Below are 17,599 nucleotides of genomic sequence, written 5' to 3' on the forward strand. Positions count from 1 at the left end.
ACGCCATGACACAGGTCAAAGACCGGCCATATGCACCCACCCCACTCACCTCATTGGCAGGAAGGCAACAGCCTGCCCCTGCCCGGTTTGACTCAGGTCAACCCGCTGGCGATGCCTGCTACGCATCGTGGTGAGGTACATCATAATGGCCGCCGAAGGAGAATCATCATGATGGAAGCGGATCATCTTGCGGAGCGGCACAGCCTCTCGGAAGACATACAGGCGCTGCTGATCGGCAGCCTGTTCGTGGCCCTGTCCGTGCAGCTGCTACGCCATGCCCAGCTGCTGACCGGTGGCACGGCCGGGCTGACCTTCCTTGGGCATTACCTCAGCCATATCCCGTTTGGCTACCAGTTCTTTGCCTTGAACCTGCCGTTTTATGTGTTTGCATGGCGTGCGATGGGGCGAGACTTCACCCTCAAAACTTTTGCTGCCGTCAGCCTGTTGTCCCTGTATAGCGAGTGGCTGCCCCAAGTCTTCCACCTGGACCGGCTACATCCCGCCTTTGCCGCCATCGCGGCAGGCCTGCTGGCCGGTACCGGCTTGCTGATGCTGGTTCGCCACCGTGGCAGCCTGGGAGGCATCGGGGTGCTGGCGTTGTATCTGCAGGAGAAGAAAGGCTGGCGTGCGGGCAAGCTGCAAATGGGCGCAGACGCGCTGATTCTGCTGGGCGCCTTTGCCGCCCTGCCGGTGCGGCAAGTCTTGCTGTCCATCCTCGGCGCGGCGGCCATGAATCTGGTGATTGCCGTCAACCACCGTCCCGGGCGGTATATCGGGATGTCGTAATTCCTTCAACCCCACCACCAGGCAAGCGCGCGGGTACACCACCACTGCAGCGGCCTGCCTGACGCATCAGGTGCGGCCACAAATCAGGGTTTACGCTTGGCTGGCATGGCCGGCTTACCTGGCTTGCTTCTCAAAGCGAGCAGAGCCGCACCCAGTTCCTTGCCAATCTGCTCCGCCTCCGGGCGCATGTCTGCCAATTTTGATTGCATCTCTGTCATCATTAGTGTCAAAGCCACCGGCTCTTTCTTCAACATGGCTTGCCCGGCTGGAGTCTGCAGGAATGCGATGATGGCCTGCAACTCTTCTTCGGTATAGACTTGGGACTGTACCTTGATAGCAAGCGACTGTAGCGTCTGCTCATTCATATGGCGATGCAGCACCTCAAGTGTGCGCAGCTCAGCCTGCTCGACAATCTGCTGTTGTTGCGGCGTCATCGGCTCGGCAATCAGGCCTTTGGCCTTAAGCCCTTGGCGAATCTCGACCAGAACCTGCTGGCTCATGGCATCCTGCAAGCCCGACATATCGTGCAGGGCTATCAGTTTCCGGATGGTTTCCTCTTTGGCGGGCTCAGCCTGAGCCACCGGCAATATCAACCCAATGCCCAGCAGCAGCAGGATTTTACGCAACACAGACATCTGTAGCTTCTTTCTGCTGGTTTAAACCGATGTAACAGTGTACAACATCAGGCCTCGTACACCGTGCGGCCTTATATCAAATGCAACAACCCGCCTCGAGGGCGGGTTGTTATCGTATCGTCTGACGTGCAGCCGCACGCGCAGCGATCAGCTCAGCTTGCGAAACAGCTTCATGAACTTCATCAGTTCCGGAATATTGTCCACCTTGATCTTGCCCATCATGAAGGCCATTTCCGGTGCGCTCTGGCCGGTTTCCACCTTCACATAGGTTTCATCAGACATGGACACGGTGCACTTGGCCGAGCCTTCCAGCCCCTTGCTCACGGTGCAAACATTGTCTGCCAGTGCTACGGTGTAATCGCCGCCAGTTGGGCCGCTGATCTTGAAATGGAACACCGAGGTCAGGCCTGCGGCTTCTTCGGCCTTCAGGCGACCCGGCAGGGTGTTGAAAATCTCGTCTACGGTTTGCGGCATGGCCATGTCAGTGTTCTCCGGATTGTCACCGCCAGCCTGAGGTGCCAGCGGACATGTTCGTGATTTCAAACAAGCGTTTGGTTGAATACGCTTTCACCAGCATAGCACAGAGATTACAGCAGGCAAACGCACTACGCACGAAAAGGTGAATGATCATTCAGCTCGTCAACATACGCCCCCACCCCCTGTGACTCCTGCACCACATGCCGGGCAATCGCTGCGCGAAAATCCGGCTGCGCGATCCAGTGCAAAGAGTGGGTCGTCACCGGCAGCAAGCCCCGCGCCAGCTTGTGCTCACCTTGCGCCCCGCCTTCAAAGCGCTGAATGCCCTCACTGATGGCGAAGCGGATGCTCTCATGGTAGCAGGTGGCAAAATGAAGGCCAGACCATTCCTCAAGCGTGCCCCAATAGCGGCCGTACAGCGTGTCGCCGTCCCGCAGGTTCAGCGCCATGGCGACCGGCTGACCGGCACGCAACGCGACCACCAGCACCAGATGTGCCGCCAGTTGCGCACGCAAGTACTGCCAGAAATCCGGCGTCAGGTAGGGCTGGCGACCCCGCACTGCATAGGTGCGCACATAGCAGCGCCAGGCAAACGCCCACAGGCTGTCGTCAATGGCGTCGCCCTGCCAGACCTGAAAGCGAAAGCCGTGCTCCTGCAAGCGCCGAAGCTCCTGCCGCACGTTCTTGCGCTTATGCCGCTGCAGGTGCTCGAGGTAATGTTCAAAGTCCACATAGCCCGCGTTCTGCCAGTGGAATTGCACATCTTGCCGGGTCAGTAGTCCCTGCGACTGCCAACCGGCCATACTGTCACTGGCCGGAAACAGGATGTGCAGACTGGATGCCCCGACCTCCTCCGCCCATTGCAAGGCCCCCTGCTGCAGGCGCTGCAGACCGTCGGCATCGCGTGCCCACAGCCGCGGCCCGGTGATTGGCGTGAACGGCACCATCGCCACCAGCTTGGGGTAATACACCAGCCCATGCTGCTCGTAGGCACGTGCCCAGGCCCAGTCAAAGACAAACTCACCCCAGGAATGGTTTTTCAGATAGAGCGGCATGGCCCCGCACAGCTGCTCACCTTCCCACAAGGTCAGGTGGCAGGGCTGCCAGCCTTGCTCAGCGTTCACCGAGCCGCTCTCCTCCAGCCCGCTCAGGTAGGCGTGGCGGACAAACAGGTGATCCGGTGCTTGCGCATCCCACTGCGCTGCGTCCAGCTCAGCCAGGCGATGGATGATTTTCAGGGTCGTCATGCCCGCAGCCTAGCGGCTCGCTTTGGCGACGGCAAGCCTTGCCATTTGCAGGTAGCATGTTATATTGTTACCAAAGTAACAAAAAGGAACACCACCATGAACGATACGCTGTTAATTGAACGCCTCCAGACCGGAGTCCGGCTGGAAAAAAGCATGCTGAAAGTCCTGAAAGGGCTGGCCGAGTATCTGGACATCAGTCTGGGGGACTTGCTGGAAGGGATTGTGCTGCACGCTTTTGCCGGGCGCTCTGCCTTTGCGGGCAAACCCGAGCTGCTCGCTGTGATTCAGCAGCTGAAAACCGTCTATGGCATGCACTATGACGAGCAGTTTGCCCATCGCCTGGCGGAGGCGGTGCAAGGATGAGCCCGCTCACCCCGCAAGACCATACCCTGCTGGCACAACTGGCGGATCACAGCCTGCCGGGGGCGGACTTCAACCATGCCGCCCACCTTCGTGCCGGCTGGGCTTGCCTGCAACGTGATGGCATTCAGCGCGGCAGCCAGACCTTTGCGCAGCTGTTACAAGGCTATGCCACCGCCTTGGGTGCGCCGGAGAAGTACCACGCCACGCTCACCGGTTTGTGGTTGACGCTGCTGGCCGAGGCCCTCCAGCATCAACCGGCGTTGGGTTGGGCGGCCCTGCTACACCAACACCTCGCATGGCAAGATGCAGCCCAGGCGCTTTTCGACTACCATTACAGCCCGGCGTGCCGCGAACAGGCGGCAGCCCGTGCCCGCTTCCTGCCGCCAGACCGTGCGCCTTTACCTGCGGTGATGTCTGAGGTGGCTGCAGGCCTGAATCTCCCGCTTTCATCAGAACGAGTTTGACCATGCGTATCGCCCTCGCCCAGTTCAACGCCACCGTTGGTGACCTGTCCGACAATACCGAGCAGATGTTGCAACTGGCAGAGCAGGCCCGTGAACAGGGCGCTCGACTGGTGCTGTTCCCCGAGCTGGCGATCAGCGGCTATCCGCCGGAGGACCTGCTGCTGCGGCCCTCCTTCTATCAGGATGTGCAGGTGCAACTGGCCCGCCTGCGAGCGGCCAGCGTGCAGATTGCGCTGGCTGTCGGCTGGCCAGAGTGGGCAGATGGTCACCGCTACAATGCTGTCAGCGTTTTCGATGGTGGTGAGTGCATTGCTCACTACCGCAAGATGGACCTGCCCAATAATGAAGTGTTCGACGAGCGTCGCTACTTCAGCGCAGGCGAGCACGCCACCGTGTTTGCGCTGGACGGGGTGCGCATGGGCCTCAACATCTGTGAAGACATCTGGCACGCCACTGCACCGCGACTGGCTCGCGAGGCAGGTGCAGAACTGCTGCTGGTGCCCAATGCCTCACCATTTCACCGTGGCAAGGAGCAGGAGCGGCTGGAGATTGCCCGCGCGCGGGCACAAGAAAGCGGCCTCGCCTTGCTGTACTGCAACTGGGTCGGCGGTCAGGACGAGCTGGTGTTTGATGGCGGCTCCTTTGCCATGAATGCCGACGGCAGCGTGGCCTGCCAGCTGCCAATGTTCAACAGCAGCCTGCGCTGCGTGGACTATCAGCATGGTCTGCTACAAAGTGCGGAAGTCGATGCCTGGCCCGAAGACGAAGCCGCCGTCTACCAGGCGCTGGTGGTCGGCGTGCGCGACTACATCCGCAAGAATGGCTTCCCGGGTGTCTTGCTGGGTCTCTCTGGCGGCGTGGATTCTGCGCTGACGCTGGCGGTGGCCATCGACGCGCTGGGTGCAGACAAGGTGCACGCGGTGATGATGCCCTCGCGCTATACCGCCGACATCAGTGTGACCGACTCACGCGAGATGATCGAACGGGTGGGCTGCCGTTATTCGGAAATCGACATCTGGCCCATCTACGAGCAGTTTGTCGGCGCGCTGGCACCCGAGTTTAGCGGACTGGCGGCAGATACGACGGAAGAAAATATCCAGGCACGCTGCCGGGGCACTTTGCTGATGGCGCTCTCCAACAAGAGCGGCAAGCTGGTACTGACCACCGGCAACAAGTCCGAAATGACCACCGGCTACTGCACACTGTATGGCGATATGGCGGGTGGCTTTGCGGTGCTGAAGGATGTCAGCAAGATGTGGGTGTACCAGTTGTGCGAGTACCGCAATGGCATCTCGGTGCGCGGGCTGAGCAACCCGATCCCGCAGCGGATCATTACGCGCCCACCTTCAGCCGAGCTGCGCCCCGACCAGACCGATCAGGACAGCCTGCCGCCGTATGCGGTGCTGGACGCCATCATGGAACGCTACGTCGAACACAACCAGAGCATGGCCGAAATCATGGCGGCGGGCTTTGCAGAAGCCGATGTCAAGCGGGTGGTGAAACTGCTGAAAATCAATGAGTACAAGCGGCGGCAAGCGCCGGTGGGCATCCGCATCACGCCCCGCAGCTTTGGCAAGGACTGGCGTTACCCGATTACCAACCGCTATTTCGCCTGACCCCGCAGGGCCAGGCGACACGGTTGACGCTCAGGCCTCTGCGCTGGCTTCGTCTTTCTTGCCGCGCAGCAAGCGACCACCAAAGGTCAGCAACAGCAAACCACCCACGATGGCCACCATGCCATAGTGCTCCCACAGGCCGCGCTTGGCATCCGACATGGTGTAGTTGGCTTCGCTCTTCAGCTCTGGCGGCAGATCGCCATATTTTTCACCGGCGACATCGACCAGCGCCTGCTGGCAATCCCAGGTCCAGACATCCGCCCAGAACACGCCAAAGCGGCTGCACTTGAAACCCAGTTTGGTATTGGCCGGGTAGTTGGCCACTTCAGCCGCAGGCAAATCCTTCACTTCAAACAGTTCATCACCGGTATTGATGATGAAAATGCCCTTGGCTTGTGCCGCCATCGGCAAGGCCATTGCCGCAACCGCAGCCAGTGCACCCAGTTTGTGTTTCAGTTTCATTGTTTTCGCTCCCTTGTCGGTCAGCCCATGCTGATGACATGGGTGGTAGCAGTATGCCATAGCCATGACGGGGGATCATAGCGGCTGGCGCGGAAGAAATCGGAACACGCACCGCCAGTCTCTTCCGTCGCCGGTAAGAGCCCCGTTTCTGCTAGACTTGCCAGATTATGACCTGCTTCTCTCATCATGCTTGTTCTGGGTATTGAATCTTCCTGCGACGAAACCGGCATCGCGCTTTACCACACAGAACGCGGCCTGCTTGCGCACCACCTGCATAGCCAGATTGCCATGCACGCCGAGTACGGTGGCGTGGTCCCTGAGCTGGCGTCGCGCGACCATATCCGCCGTGTACTGCCACTCACCGAGCGCTGCTTGCAGGATGCGGGCTGCCAGCGCAGTGATATTGATGCTATCGCCTATACCGAAGGGCCTGGACTCGCCGGTGCCTTGCTGGTTGGGGCCAGCATTGCCAATGCCCTCGGCTTTGCGCTGCAAAAGCCGGTGATCCCGGTACACCATCTGGAGGGACATTTGTTGTCCCCGCTGCTGGCAGACCCGGCACCGGCATTTCCGTTTGTGGCGCTGCTGGTGTCCGGCGGTCACTCCCAGTTGATGGCCGTTCGCGGGGTGGGGCAGTACGAATTGCTGGGGGAGACCGTCGACGACGCCGCCGGTGAAGCCTTCGACAAGACCGCCAAGTTGCTGGGCCTCGGTTATCCGGGCGGCCCGGCCTTGTCCCGATTGGCCGACCAGGGGCTGACCGGGCGCTTTACCCTACCCCGCCCCATGCTGCACTCGGGCGATCTGGACTTCAGTTTCTCGGGTCTGAAAACCGCCGTATTGACCCTGGTACGCCAGCAAGACACACTGGACCCGCAGACGCAGGCTGACATTGCGCTGGCGTTTCAGGAAGCCATTGTCGAGGTGCTGGTGAAAAAGTCTCTGGCCGCCCTCAAGCAAACCGGCATGAAGCAGCTGGTGGTGGCCGGTGGTGTGGGAGCCAACCGGCAGCTGCGTCAGCAACTGGACCTTGCGGCAGAACGGCGTCGATTGAAGGTGTTTTACCCGCCGCTGGCTTTTTGCACCGACAATGGGGCGATGATTGCCTTCGCCGGTGCACAGCGCTTGCGCTTTGCCAATCACGACTATGCGTTTTCCGTAAAACCACGCTGGGATTTGTCCACGCTGCCCGCTGCCTGAGGCGCTTCTCATTCGGCAATTCACTTCATGACCACGGGTCATTTTATGCTGCACAGCAGCAATTATGACCCGTTTTGCGCGGTTTTTTTCCGCACCCCTGCCACCACCGCAGCCCCCGTCATACCTTACTCTACGCCTTTGTCATTGGCAAATTCACCACAGAGTTGATGCCAAGTTTTTGAAAAATATCAGTTTTCAGGTAGAATGCCGTTTTAAAAGCATTCTTCACGTTATGACTTTTGCATATAAAAGCTGGGCACTGGCCGTGCTGTTGCTGGCTGGTACCGCCCACGCAGACATCTATGCTTATGTCGACGATGACGGGGTCACGCACTACAGCAACACCCAGGTTGACGATCGATACACGCTGTTCAAACGCGAGGTGGAAGCCCCGCTGTCGGACAGCCTGCCCCTGCCTGCCAGCAAGGCCGACTTGCCCAAACGCAAGCCGGAATCCACCACCTTGGTCAAGCGCCGCAAGGAATTTGCCAAGCTGGTGCAGAAGGTGGCGCGTGAGGTCAAGATCGACCCCGCCCTGCTGGACGCGGTGATTACAGCGGAATCCGGTTACAACCCGGATGCCATCTCGCCCAAAGGCGCCATGGGCCTGATGCAGCTGATTCCGGCCACCGCCGAACGCTATGGTGCCAGTGATCCGCTGAATCCGGAACAAAATCTGCGCGCCGGTGCCAAATACCTGCGTGATCTGTTGAAGATGTTCAATCAGGATCTGTCGCTGGCCATCGCCGCCTACAATGCGGGCGAAGGCTCGGTGATCCGTGCCGGCTATGCCATTCCCAAGTTCAAGGAAACCCAGGCATACGTTCCCAAAGTACTGGATCACATGGGTCGAGCCCAGGGTAATGGTCAGGTGCAAACCGTGAGCATGCCAAATGGTCGGGTTTCTGTTACCCTCACACCCGGCAAGCCGCGCTTTGTCACGGGCCGCTACTGACCCCACGATCGCAGCATGTCATCCTGGCCGGGGCGGCACAACACCCTCCGGTCTGTCATCATCGTGCAATCACGCAGACATTTAACCGGGGCAACCAGTGAGTGACGGGGGGCCCCGATTTGACTCATGGACGCCCTATGGTTTTTTTGCGTACGCTGCTGATCAGCAGCTTGCTGTCCCTGCCCCTTGCCCTGCATGCCGAAGGCCCGGCGCCACTCCCGTTTGACGACCCCAACTACACCCCGCCCGCTGTAACGCCTCAGCCGTTGGCCCCAACGGGAGAGGCCAGCAGCGACAAACCCGACTGCAAGACGGTCATGGTCAAGAAATCCCGCCGTGCCAAGCCCGTACCAGTGACTCGCTGCAGCAAGCCATCTCGCACCGCAGAGCCATCTGAGACACGCGCAGAAGACGGTGAGCGTCACTGCAAGACCGTGATGGTGAAGAAAACCCGCCGCAGCAAAGCCGTGGCCGAAACCCGCTGCAGTGGTAGCAGCAGCCGCGCATCAGAAGCTCGCAGCGAACACGGCAGCACCGCCGCATCACTGCGTAGTGAGCCAGATTGCAAACCTGCCAGCAGTCGCAAAGGGCGTAAAGCTACCACTTGCGCGCAAAGCAAGCACGAAGCCACCTCCAGCAGCCGCAGCAAGAAGGGTAAAGCCGCCGCAGAGGACGAACGCAAAGGCAAGTCTGGCAAAACGGAGAAGGCCAGCAAAAGCAAGACAGTGGCCAAAGAGACTGTCAGCAAGAAGAAACGCAAATGAAACAACGGCCCGGTCAGTGCCGGGCCGCTTGATCTTTACCCCGCTCACGGGGCAGACCTTCGTTCAGCGCGTATGCTGATGAATATACGCTTTGACCGCTTCCGCGTCCGCAGCCATCACTTCAAAGCGCTGTGGTAGCGCCTCCAGCCCTTCGTAGGCTTGTGGTCGCGCTGGCCGACGCCCCAGTGCTTCCACCATGGTGGCTTCAAACTTGGCGGGCAGCGCGGTTTCCAGGCAGATCATCGGCACACCGGCTTCGCGGTACTGCTGCGCCACAAACAGGCCATCCGCCGTGTGGGTATCCACTTCCATCCCATAGCGCGACCACACCTCACGGATGGTCTGCACCCGATCTGCATGGCTGCTGCGACCCGACACAAAGCCATAGCAGGCCACCTTGGACCAGTACGGCGTATCCCGCAGGTCAAAGCCCCCTTCACGGTCGACCTTGCGGAACAAGGCCGCGGTCGCCGCACCATCCCGTCCGGTCAGGTCAAAGATGAAGCGTTCGAAGTTGGAGGCCTTTGAAATGTCCATCGACGGGCTACTGGTCTGCTGCGTTTCGGCAGATTTGCGCACCCGGTAGATGCCGGTGCGGAAGAATTCGTCCAGCACATCGTTCTCATTGGTGGCCAGCACCAGCTTGTCGATCGGCAGCCCCATCTGTCGGGCAATATGGCCCGCACAGATATTGCCAAAGTTACCACTTGGCACGGCGAAGGAGACCTTCTGCTGATTCTCGCTGGTCGCCATCAGGTAGCCACGGAAGTAATACACCACCTGCGCCACAATGCGGCCCCAGTTGATGGAGTTCACCGTACCGATCTGATGGGCTTCCTTGTAAGCGTGATCGTTGCTCACCGCCTTGACGATGTCCTGGCAATCGTCAAACACCCCTTCGATGGCGATGTTGAAGATATTGGGGTCTTGCAGACCAAACATTTGCGCGGTCTGGAACGGGCTCATCTTGCCATGGGGCGACAGCATGAACACACGGATACCGGCTTTGCCGCGCATCGCGTGCTCGGCGGCGGAGCCGGTATCGCCCGACGTGGCCCCCAGGATGTTCAGTGAAGCGCCACGCTTGGCCAGCGCATACTCGAACAGATTGCCCAGCAGCTGCATAGCCATGTCCTTGAAGGCCAGGGTCGGCCCATTGGACAAACCCAGCACATGCAGCTCGGGCGCCAGGGTTTTCAGTGGCGTGATGTCGGCACTGCCAAACACCTCGGCAGTATAGGTCCGCTCGATCATGGCCCGCAGATCGGCTTCCGGGATGTCGGTGGCAAACTTGCGGATGATGGCCATGGCCAACTCGGCATAGCTGTAGCTTCGCCAGGCGCTGAGCTCGGCGTCAGTCACCTGCGGGTACTGCTCGCACATGGCCAGACCGCCATCTGGCGCCAGCCCTGACAGCAGGATGTCGGAGAATTCGCGGGGAGCCATCTCTCCCCGGGTGGAAACATAACGCATAAAGTATCCGCAGTTTACTTGAGGGCTTTCAGGGCGCGGGTTGCCGCCTCGGCAGAGCAGGCAAAGGTTTGCTGGTAGATCTGCAGCATGGCCCGGCGGTGCGCCAGCGACTGCGTATCTCCACTGGCCATGGCGGTCACCATGCCAGGCTGGGCGGCCACGCGGGAAGCCAGGCAGCGGCAGGTCTGCTCCACACTGTATTGCCCGTTTTGCTGCAAGATCAGCTGCTGGATTTCCTTGAAGGTACCTTCTGTTGTGCACGAGGTGTACATCGTCTTTTCGAAGGCCGTCTCACCCATCGCCACTGTCGCTACAGGCAACAAGCACAATGCCACAAACCACTTTTTCATGATGCGTTCTCCCGATTAACCCAGCGTTTCCATGCGCAAGCGCACCACCTTGCCGCGTGACGCGTCCAGCGCCTCGATCTCGGCAATGGCGGCATTCACGTCCTTTTCCCTGGCCAGATGGCTGAGGATCACAATCTCGGCGGCACCACCCTGCGCTTCTTTCTGCAGCATGGCTTCAATCGAAATGCGATAGCGGGCCAGAATACCGGTCACATTGGCCAGCACCCCGGTCTTGTCTGCCACTTGCAAGCGCAGGTAGTAGCTGGTGACGACCTCGTCCATCGGCAAGATGGGCTCGTCAGAAAGCATGTCCGGCTGGAAGGCAGACAGCGGCACCCGGTGCTGCGGGTCAGCGGTCAGCAGGCGCGCCACATCCACCAGATCGGCCACCACAGCGCTGGCGGTCGGTTCCGCTCCGGCGCCCGGGCCATAGTAGAGGGTAGAGCCCACTGCGTCGCCTTTCACCAGCACCGCATTCATCACGCCGTTGACGTTGGCAATCAGGCGCTTTTCCGGGATCAGGGTCGGGTGTACCCGCAGCTCGATGCCTTGCGCGGTACGCCGGGTCATGCCCAGCAGTTTGATGCGGTAGCCCAGCTGCTCGGCATAGCGGATATCCGCCGCATCCAGCGTGCTGATGCCTTCGATATAGGCTTTGTCGTACTGAAAAGGAATGCCAAACGCCAGTGCCGACAGAATGGTCAGCTTGTGGGCGGCATCATTGCCTTCAATGTCAAACGTCGGGTCCGCTTCGGCATAACCCAGCCGCTGCGCCTCTGCCAGCACCTCGGCAAAGCTGCTGCCTTTGTCGCGCATTTCGCTGAGGATGAAGTTGCTGGTACCGTTGATGATGCCGGCCACCCACTCGATGCGGTTGGCGGTCAGCGCTTCGCGGATCGCCTTGATGATGGGCACGCCACCGGCCACCGCCCCCTCAAAGGCAATCATCACGTTCTTTTCCCGCGCGCGGGCAAAGATCTCGTTGCCGTGAGTGGCAATCAGCGCCTTGTTGGCGGTCACCACGTGCTTGCCGTTGTTGATGGCGGCCAGCATCAGTTCTTTGGCCAGCGTGGTACCGCCAATCAGCTCCACCACCACGTCGATATCCGGATGGTTGACCACGGCCAGCATATCGTCCGACACCTGCACTTCATCACCGACCACACCTTGCGCGCGCGCCACGGTACGGGTGGCCACATGGGTCAGCTCAATGGTGCAACCGGCCCGGCGGGTAATCTCCGCCGCGTTGCGTTTCAATACGGCGGCGGTACCGCCGCCCACTGTCCCTATGCCCAACAGGCCTACCTTGATCGGTTTCATGGTTGCAGCTTCTTTTCAAAGTTAAAACAACGAATCTCGAATTGCTCGCGGAAATAAAAGGCATGCGCACGGCCACGGTGGGTGCCGGAATCCAGGGTAAGGACGGTTGCACCGCGTTGCAGCGCCAGCGTGGACAGATGGTCCAGCAGGCACTTGCCGTAGCCTTGTGAGCGACGGGATGCGTCGACGACCAGATCGTCGACGTAGAAGTGAATGCCGTTAAAGGTGTTACGGTAACAGCGAAACAGCGCCAGACCAAGTACCTGTTGCGTGCTTTCATCCACCAGCAGCACCATCTCGGCCCCATCGGCAATGATGCCGTACAGGGTCAGCGCATAGTCCACGGGTAGCTGCGGGCGCAACTGCCGGTGCAAAGGCTCGGCACGGCTCAGCCACTCCGGCTCCAGCACACGCCCTGCGGCATCGGCGACCGTAATCAGCTTCATCCCTTGCTATGCCGCTTTCGGTAATGGTCGAGGAAACGGGCAATCCGCCCGATGGCCTCACTCAGGTCGTCCATATTCGGCAGGAACACCACCCGGAAGTGGTCAGGCCGTGGCCAGTTGAAGCCCGTCCCTTGCACCAGCAGCACCTTTTCCTCTTGCAGCAGCTCGAGGATCAGCTGCTGATCATCCACCACTGGGTACAGCTTGGGGTCCAGTTTGGGGAAGAGGTAGAGCGCACCCTTCGGCTTGACCACACTGACACCGGGAATGGCGCTGAACAGGTCATAGGCCAGATCACGCTGCTTGCGCAGACGCCCACCGGGGCTCACCAATTCATTGATGCTCTGGTAGCCGCCCAGCGCGGTCTGGATGGCGTACTGCGCTGGTACGTTGGCACACAGCCGCATCGAGGCCAGCAGGTTGAGGCCCTCGATATAGTCCTGGGCGTGACGTTTGTCGCCGGACACCACCATCCAGCCGGTGCGATAACCACAGGCACGGTAGGCTTTGGACAGACCATTGAAGGTCAGGCACAGTACATCGTCCGCCAAGGCCGCAATCGAGGTGTGGCTGAGGCCATCAAACAATACCTTGTCGTAGATTTCATCGGCGCAGATGATCAACTGGTGCTGACGGGCAATCTCTACCAGCTCACGCAGCATATCGTCCGGATACAGCGCGCCGGTGGGGTTGTTCGGGTTGATCACCACCAGTGCCTTGGTGTTCGGGGTGATCTTGCTGCGCAAATCGTCCAGATCCGGCAGCCAGTCGCTGCCCTCGTCGCAGATATAGTGGCGCGGCGTGCCACCCGACAGGGCAATGGCCGCGGTCCACAGCGGGTAATCCGGCGCAGGCACCAGCACCTCGTCACCGTCATTCAACAATGCCTGCATGGCCATCACGATCAGCTCGGACACGCCGTTGCCGATATAGACATCGTCAATGCCCACACCCTTGATCTGCTTTTGCTGGGTGTAATGCACCACCGCCTTACGCGCTGAAAACAAGCCTTTCGAATCAGAATATCCACTGGCTTGCGGCAGGTTGCGGATCATGTCCTGCAGGATCTCGTCTGGCGCTTCCAGCCCGAAAGGTGCGGTATTGCCGATGTTCAGCTTGATGATGCGGTGACCTTCCTCTTCCATCAGCTTGGCCTGCGCCATCACCGGACCGCGAATGTCGTAGCAGACGTTGGCCAGTTTGCTGGACTTGACGAGCGGGCGCATGGTGGAGATTCCTGAAGGTAGGCCAAGGTCAGACATGGTGTGGGCGATCCTGTTTGCTAACGCAATGGTTTTCAAAGAAAAAGGCGGTGTTGGGTATAATCCTACTGTAAGCAGCCAGCCCCGACAACGCTTGTTTATTGCACTGCAATAGCTACAGCGCATCGGGTTCGGCAGACACCGTCACTTCGCAGGACCATATCCATGAAATTGCACGAACAACGGGAACAGGGCTACCTGTTCGCCGATTACGGCCCGGACTTCCTCAAGGTCAACGATCAGATCCTCCGGCAAAACCTGTTGCTCAGCCCGGACCGGATCGACACCGACTGGCCCGCCCGCGACTTTGACAGCCTGGAGGCGGCCCACTTTGAGTACATCCTGGTCTTGCAGCCGGAGCTGGTACTGCTCGGCACCGGCACCCAGCTGCGCTTCCCGCATCCGCGCCTGCTGGCACCGCTCAGCAGTCAGGGCATTGGCGTCGACGTGATGGATATCGGTGCCGCCTGCCGCACCTACAATATCCTGATGAGCGAAGGCCGTCGTGTGGTGGCGGCCATGCTGCTGGTTTGACCGGCAAGGCTGGGTAGGCTGCAGGCCATTGTGCTAGAATGTCGGCCTGATTTTCAATCCGGCAAGTTACAGAGGTAAGGACCATGGCAGGTCATTCCAAATGGGCCAACATCAAACACAAGAAAGCCGCAACGGACGCCAAGCGCGGCAAGATCTTCACCCGTCTGATCAAGGAAATCACCGTCGCCGCCAAGCTGGGTGGCAGTGATTCCGGCAGCAACCCGCGGCTGCGGCTGGCGGTCGACAAGGCGCTGGACGCCAACATGCCCAAGGACAACATCGAGCGCGCCATCAAGCGCGGCGCCGGTGAGCTGGAAGGCGTGGACTACATCGAGCTGCGCTATGAAGGCTACGGCATCAACGGTGCGGCGGTGATGGTCGACTGCATGACCGACAACAAGACGCGCACGGTGGCCGATGTACGGCATGCCTTCTCCAAATACGGCGGCAACCTCGGCACCGATGGCAGTGTGTCCTTCCTGTTCAAGCACTGTGGAACGCTGGTGTTTGCCCCCGGCACCGATGAAGACGCCCTGATGGGTGCGGCGCTGGAAGCGGGTGCGGACGATGTGATCAGCAACGATGACGGCTCGATTGAAGTCATCACCCCGCCGTACGACTTCGTGCAGATCAAGGAAGCGCTGGAGCAAGCGGGCTTCAAGGCGGAAATGGGTGAAGTCACCATGAAGCCGGACAATGTCACCGAGTTCACCGGTGACGATGCGGTCCGCATGCAGAAACTGCTGGACGCACTGGAATCACTGGACGACGTGCAGGAAGTCTACACCTCGGCCCTGATCATCGAGGAATAAGGCCAGGGCGGCTTTGGCCGCCTGAGCCCATCACATGGCGGCCCAAGCCGGGCCGTCCGGAGCGCGCGAGATGACTGCTGCGACCCTGCCCCCCAGCCACTGCGACATCGCCATCATTGGCGGTGGTCCGGTCGGTCTTTTCCTGGCCCATACCCTGCGACACAGCGCCCACCGCGTGGTGGTGCTGGAAGCAGAGCACGCGCTGGTTCGTGATGACCCGCGCATGCTGGCCCTCTCGGTGGGCAGCCAGCAATTGCTGGAACAGCAAGCCTGCTGGTCTGCATCGCTGATGCAGTCCCCCATTCGTCATGTGCACGTGTCGCAGCAGGGTTTTTTTGGCCATACCCGCCTGAAGGCAACTGACATGGATGCCGAGCAGCTGGGCTATGTGGTGCCTTATCCGGCGCTGCAAACCGTGCTGACACAAGCCCTGCCGGACAATGCCACCCTGCTGGGCGGTGCCCGCGTTGAGCTGGTACACAGCAATGCGGGTTACGCCAGTGTCCAGTTCCAGTGGCAGGGACAAACCCGGCAATTGACCAGCCGCCTGCTGGTACTGGCCGATGGTGGCAGCCTGTTGCAGCAGCTGCGGGTACCCTGTGTCGAGCGGGACTACCAGCAGTGTGCACTGGTTGGCCTGCTGGAGGCAGATCAGACGCCCATTGACACTGCCTTTGAACGCTTCGTGCCCGGCGGGGCGCTGGCCTTGCTGCCCCAGCCCGGTGGCTATGCCGTGATCTGGAGCCAGCCGCTCAACCGCTTGCAGGAAATGCAGCAGGCACCGGAGACTGCCCTGTGTCTGGAATTGCAACGCCTGGCTGGACACAAGGCCGGGCAGTTCCGCCAGCTGCAACGCAGGCATGTGATGCCACTCAAGCTGCGCTATGCCCGCCAGCTGATCGGGCCACGTTTTGTGCTGATCGGTAACGCCGCCCAGTCGCTGCACCCGATCGCCGGGCAGGGTCTGAATCTGGGGCTGCGGGATGCCTGGGAACTGACCCAGCTGCTGGCCCCCTTGTCGCCCCCGCACCTGGATCACCCGCAGGTGCTGGCCGCTTACCCGGCGTGTCGTCGTCTGGACAAGCTCAATGGGGTTGGCTTTACCGACAGCCTGATCCGCCTGTTTGCCCAACCGGGTCTGGGCCATGTGCGCGGCGCGGGCCTCAGCGCCCTCAATCTGTTGCCAGGCGTCAAGCGCCGCTTGCTGCAGCATCTGGCTCTGGGAGTCCGTCGCGTATGAGTGAATTGCAGGTTGACATCATCGTCGTCGGCGGGGGGCTGGTGGGTGCCAGTCTGGCCAGTCGCCTGAGCGCAGGTCAACACCGGGTTGCCTTGATTGAAGGCCATTCATCCCTTGAAACGGTGGGCGACTGGGACCAGCGCATTTACGCCATCAGCCGCGCCAGCCGTCGCTTCCTGCAGGACTGTGGTGCCTGGCAACGTCTGGACCCTGCCCGACTCGCGCCGATCCGCCAGATGCGCATTTTTGGCGACCAGCGTGCAGAATTGCGTTTCGATGCACACGGCGCCGGCCTGAACGAGCTGGCCATCATTACCGAGTCCCGTCATCTGCAGCACGCCATCTGGCAGGGCCTGGACCGTGACCGGCTAACACTCATTCAGCCCGCCCGCCCCCAGCAATTGCACATGACCCAGGACCGGGTCAGCCTCTCGCTGGACCAGGGCCAGACCTTGCATGGCAAGCTGCTGGTGGGGGCAGACGGGGCGCAATCCTGGGTACGCCAGCAATGGCAACGCTTGTCCGGCAGCCAGCAACAGGCCGAAGCCTATGGTCAATCCGGCGTGGTGGCCAATTTCAGTTGCAGCCAGCCCCATCAAGGCACCGCCTGGCAGTGGTTCCAGCCGGATGGCAGCATTCTGGCCTGGCTGCCGCTACCGGGGCAGCGCATGTCCATGGTGTGGTCCTGTTCACCCGAACGGGCGCAATCGCTGCTAGCACTGGACCCGGCGTCGCTGGCTGAACAGGTTGCAGCAGCAGGGCAACACCAGTTGGGGGACTTGCAGTTGATCACCCCGGCAGCGGCCTTCCCCTTGCGGGCGCTGGTTCTGCCCAAGCTGACTTCACCCCGTCTGGCCTTGATCGGCGATGCGGCGCATCTGGTACATCCGCTGGCGGGCCAAGGGGTCAACCTCGGCTTTCAGGATGCACGGGATCTGGCGCAGGTGCTGTTGCAGCACCCGTCCGTCGACCCCGGCCTGCCGTCTCTCTTGCAGCGCTATGAACGAATGCGCCGTTTCGATATCCTAGCCATGCATGGTGTGACCAAATCCCTGCACCGCTTGTTCAATCAGCCGGGCCAGCTACCCCGCTGGCTGCGCAACACCGGGCTGACCCTGACCGACAGGCTGCCCCTGTTGAAGCAGGAATTGATTCGTCACGCCCTCGGTTAACCCGTACTGGATATCTCTTTC

General features: G+C 60.6%; 20 protein-coding genes. 11 read left to right on the forward strand and 9 right to left on the reverse strand.

The window, feature by feature from the left end:
- Window positions 1–30 precede the first annotated feature (30 nt).
- On the forward strand, window positions 31–786 hold the full coding sequence (locus HF682_RS12760; RefSeq protein ID WP_240947273.1) for a YitT family protein: 756 nt from the start codon (window positions 31–33) through the stop codon (window positions 784–786).
- Between the two features lie 83 nt (window positions 787–869).
- Here HF682_RS12760 and HF682_RS12765 read toward each other — a convergent pair whose 3' ends face one another.
- The 3 genes from HF682_RS12765 to HF682_RS12775 all read right to left on the reverse strand — a co-directional run bounded on the left by HF682_RS12765 (window position 870) and on the right by HF682_RS12775 (window position 3,145).
- Window positions 870–1,421 (reverse strand): DUF2059 domain-containing protein, encoded by a 552-nt coding sequence (locus HF682_RS12765; protein ID WP_168877706.1) that lies wholly within the window; start codon window positions 1,419–1,421, stop codon window positions 870–872.
- A 147-nt stretch (window positions 1,422–1,568) separates the two neighbouring features.
- The gene (locus tag HF682_RS12770) at window positions 1,569–1,901 is read right to left on the reverse strand and encodes an SCP2 sterol-binding domain-containing protein (protein ID WP_168877707.1); all 333 of its coding nucleotides are present in this window, start codon (window positions 1,899–1,901) and stop codon (window positions 1,569–1,571) included.
- 125 nt (window positions 1,902–2,026) lie between these two features.
- Entirely contained in the window at window positions 2,027–3,145 is a 1,119-nt protein-coding gene (locus HF682_RS12775; RefSeq protein ID WP_168877708.1) for a GNAT family N-acetyltransferase, read from the reverse strand.
- Between the two features lie 96 nt (window positions 3,146–3,241).
- Between HF682_RS12775 and HF682_RS12780 the strand changes: the two genes are divergently transcribed.
- The 3 genes from HF682_RS12780 to HF682_RS12790 are packed head-to-tail and all read left to right on the forward strand — an operon-like array spanning window position 3,242 to window position 5,588.
- A complete protein-coding gene (locus HF682_RS12780) occupies window positions 3,242–3,508 on the forward strand; it encodes a hypothetical protein (protein ID WP_168877709.1) in 267 nt (88 codons plus the stop codon).
- Window positions 3,505–3,972 (forward strand): hypothetical protein, encoded by a 468-nt coding sequence (locus HF682_RS12785; protein WP_168877710.1) that lies wholly within the window; start codon window positions 3,505–3,507, stop codon window positions 3,970–3,972. Before HF682_RS12780 ends, HF682_RS12785 begins: the two co-directional genes overlap by 4 nt.
- Window positions 3,973–3,974: 2 nt before the next feature.
- Window positions 3,975–5,588 carry an NAD+ synthase gene (locus tag HF682_RS12790; protein WP_168877711.1) on the forward strand — a complete coding sequence of 538 codons (1,614 nt, stop codon included), beginning with the start codon at window positions 3,975–3,977 and terminating at the stop codon, window positions 5,586–5,588.
- 30 nt (window positions 5,589–5,618) lie between these two features.
- Here the strand turns inward: HF682_RS12790 and HF682_RS12795 are convergent, their stop codons facing one another.
- Window positions 5,619–6,050, reverse strand: coding sequence for a hypothetical protein (locus HF682_RS12795; protein WP_168877712.1), 432 nt, complete (start codon window positions 6,048–6,050; stop codon window positions 5,619–5,621).
- 186 nt (window positions 6,051–6,236) lie between these two features.
- Here HF682_RS12795 and tsaD point away from each other — a divergent pair, with 186 nt between their 5' ends.
- From tsaD to HF682_RS12810, 3 genes are all read left to right on the forward strand, one after another.
- A complete protein-coding gene (tsaD, locus tag HF682_RS12800) occupies window positions 6,237–7,250 on the forward strand; it encodes a tRNA (adenosine(37)-N6)-threonylcarbamoyltransferase complex transferase subunit TsaD (protein WP_168877713.1) in 1,014 nt (337 codons plus the stop codon).
- Window positions 7,251–7,482: 232 nt separating this feature from the next.
- Window positions 7,483–8,205, forward strand: coding sequence for a lytic transglycosylase domain-containing protein (locus HF682_RS12805; RefSeq protein WP_168877714.1), 723 nt, complete (start codon window positions 7,483–7,485; stop codon window positions 8,203–8,205).
- Window positions 8,206–8,342: 137 nt separating this feature from the next.
- Window positions 8,343–8,969 (forward strand): hypothetical protein, encoded by a 627-nt coding sequence (locus HF682_RS12810; RefSeq protein ID WP_168877715.1) that lies wholly within the window; start codon window positions 8,343–8,345, stop codon window positions 8,967–8,969.
- 63 nt (window positions 8,970–9,032) lie between these two features.
- Here the strand turns inward: HF682_RS12810 and thrC are convergent, their stop codons facing one another.
- The 5 genes from thrC to HF682_RS12835 are packed head-to-tail and all read right to left on the reverse strand — an operon-like array spanning window position 9,033 to window position 13,784.
- Window positions 9,033–10,442, reverse strand: a complete 1,410-nt coding sequence (thrC, locus tag HF682_RS12815; RefSeq protein WP_168877716.1) for a threonine synthase — start codon at window positions 10,440–10,442, stop codon at window positions 9,033–9,035.
- A gap of 14 nt (window positions 10,443–10,456) precedes the next feature.
- Window positions 10,457–10,792 carry a hypothetical protein gene (locus HF682_RS12820; protein ID WP_168877717.1) on the reverse strand — a complete coding sequence of 112 codons (336 nt, stop codon included), beginning with the start codon at window positions 10,790–10,792 and terminating at the stop codon, window positions 10,457–10,459.
- Between the two features lie 15 nt (window positions 10,793–10,807).
- Entirely contained in the window at window positions 10,808–12,112 is a 1,305-nt protein-coding gene (locus HF682_RS12825; protein WP_168877718.1) for a homoserine dehydrogenase, read from the reverse strand.
- A complete protein-coding gene (locus HF682_RS12830) occupies window positions 12,109–12,558 on the reverse strand; it encodes a GNAT family N-acetyltransferase (RefSeq protein WP_168877719.1) in 450 nt (149 codons plus the stop codon). Before HF682_RS12830 ends, HF682_RS12825 begins: the two co-directional genes overlap by 4 nt.
- Window positions 12,555–13,784: a pyridoxal phosphate-dependent aminotransferase gene (locus HF682_RS12835; protein WP_168877720.1), complete on the reverse strand. Its 1,230-nt coding sequence runs from the start codon at window positions 13,782–13,784 to the stop codon at window positions 12,555–12,557. The genes HF682_RS12830 and HF682_RS12835 overlap by 4 nt, the downstream gene beginning before the upstream one ends.
- Before the next feature lie 201 nt (window positions 13,785–13,985).
- On the opposite strand from HF682_RS12835, the gene HF682_RS12840 reads away from it, so the two are divergent.
- From HF682_RS12840 to HF682_RS12855, 4 genes are all read left to right on the forward strand, one after another.
- Window positions 13,986–14,354 (forward strand): Mth938-like domain-containing protein, encoded by a 369-nt coding sequence (locus tag HF682_RS12840; RefSeq protein ID WP_168877721.1) that lies wholly within the window; start codon window positions 13,986–13,988, stop codon window positions 14,352–14,354.
- 83 nt (window positions 14,355–14,437) lie between these two features.
- Window positions 14,438–15,166: a YebC/PmpR family DNA-binding transcriptional regulator gene (locus HF682_RS12845; protein ID WP_168877722.1), complete on the forward strand. Its 729-nt coding sequence runs from the start codon at window positions 14,438–14,440 to the stop codon at window positions 15,164–15,166.
- Window positions 15,167–15,236: 70 nt separating this feature from the next.
- Window positions 15,237–16,406, forward strand: coding sequence for an FAD-dependent monooxygenase (locus HF682_RS12850; RefSeq protein WP_168877723.1), 1,170 nt, complete (start codon window positions 15,237–15,239; stop codon window positions 16,404–16,406).
- Window positions 16,403–17,578 (forward strand): UbiH/UbiF family hydroxylase, encoded by a 1,176-nt coding sequence (locus tag HF682_RS12855; protein WP_168877724.1) that lies wholly within the window; start codon window positions 16,403–16,405, stop codon window positions 17,576–17,578. The genes HF682_RS12850 and HF682_RS12855 overlap by 4 nt, the downstream gene beginning before the upstream one ends.
- Window positions 17,579–17,599 lie beyond the last annotated feature (21 nt).

Source organism: Leeia aquatica (assembly GCF_012641365.1).
Classification (GTDB): domain Bacteria; phylum Pseudomonadota; class Gammaproteobacteria; order Burkholderiales; family Leeiaceae; genus Leeia; species Leeia aquatica.

What these genes read in the sequence shown, in the direction of transcription:
- HF682_RS12760 (WP_240947273.1), top strand. Translation starts at nt 31, where the DNA reads ATGCACCCACCCCACTCACCTCATTGGCAGGAAGGCAACAGCCTGCCC.
- HF682_RS12765 (WP_168877706.1), bottom strand. Translation starts at nt 1,421, where the DNA reads ATGTCTGTGTTGCGTAAAATCCTGCTGCTGCTGGGCATTGGGTTGATA.
- HF682_RS12770 (WP_168877707.1), bottom strand. Translation starts at nt 1,901, where the DNA reads ATGGCCATGCCGCAAACCGTAGACGAGATTTTCAACACCCTGCCGGGT.
- HF682_RS12775 (WP_168877708.1), bottom strand. Translation starts at nt 3,145, where the DNA reads ATGACGACCCTGAAAATCATCCATCGCCTGGCTGAGCTGGACGCAGCG.
- HF682_RS12780 (WP_168877709.1), top strand. Translation starts at nt 3,242, where the DNA reads ATGAACGATACGCTGTTAATTGAACGCCTCCAGACCGGAGTCCGGCTG.
- HF682_RS12785 (WP_168877710.1), top strand. Translation starts at nt 3,505, where the DNA reads ATGAGCCCGCTCACCCCGCAAGACCATACCCTGCTGGCACAACTGGCG.
- HF682_RS12790 (WP_168877711.1), top strand. Translation starts at nt 3,975, where the DNA reads ATGCGTATCGCCCTCGCCCAGTTCAACGCCACCGTTGGTGACCTGTCC.
- HF682_RS12795 (WP_168877712.1), bottom strand. Translation starts at nt 6,050, where the DNA reads ATGAAACTGAAACACAAACTGGGTGCACTGGCTGCGGTTGCGGCAATG.
- tsaD (WP_168877713.1), top strand. Translation starts at nt 6,237, where the DNA reads ATGCTTGTTCTGGGTATTGAATCTTCCTGCGACGAAACCGGCATCGCG.
- HF682_RS12805 (WP_168877714.1), top strand. Translation starts at nt 7,483, where the DNA reads ATGACTTTTGCATATAAAAGCTGGGCACTGGCCGTGCTGTTGCTGGCT.
- HF682_RS12810 (WP_168877715.1), top strand. Translation starts at nt 8,343, where the DNA reads ATGGTTTTTTTGCGTACGCTGCTGATCAGCAGCTTGCTGTCCCTGCCC.
- thrC (WP_168877716.1), bottom strand. Translation starts at nt 10,442, where the DNA reads ATGCGTTATGTTTCCACCCGGGGAGAGATGGCTCCCCGCGAATTCTCC.
- HF682_RS12820 (WP_168877717.1), bottom strand. Translation starts at nt 10,792, where the DNA reads ATGAAAAAGTGGTTTGTGGCATTGTGCTTGTTGCCTGTAGCGACAGTG.
- HF682_RS12825 (WP_168877718.1), bottom strand. Translation starts at nt 12,112, where the DNA reads ATGAAACCGATCAAGGTAGGCCTGTTGGGCATAGGGACAGTGGGCGGC.
- HF682_RS12830 (WP_168877719.1), bottom strand. Translation starts at nt 12,558, where the DNA reads ATGAAGCTGATTACGGTCGCCGATGCCGCAGGGCGTGTGCTGGAGCCG.
- HF682_RS12835 (WP_168877720.1), bottom strand. Translation starts at nt 13,784, where the DNA reads ATGCGCCCGCTCGTCAAGTCCAGCAAACTGGCCAACGTCTGCTACGAC.
- HF682_RS12840 (WP_168877721.1), top strand. Translation starts at nt 13,986, where the DNA reads ATGAAATTGCACGAACAACGGGAACAGGGCTACCTGTTCGCCGATTAC.
- HF682_RS12845 (WP_168877722.1), top strand. Translation starts at nt 14,438, where the DNA reads ATGGCAGGTCATTCCAAATGGGCCAACATCAAACACAAGAAAGCCGCA.
- HF682_RS12850 (WP_168877723.1), top strand. Translation starts at nt 15,237, where the DNA reads ATGACTGCTGCGACCCTGCCCCCCAGCCACTGCGACATCGCCATCATT.
- HF682_RS12855 (WP_168877724.1), top strand. Translation starts at nt 16,403, where the DNA reads ATGAGTGAATTGCAGGTTGACATCATCGTCGTCGGCGGGGGGCTGGTG.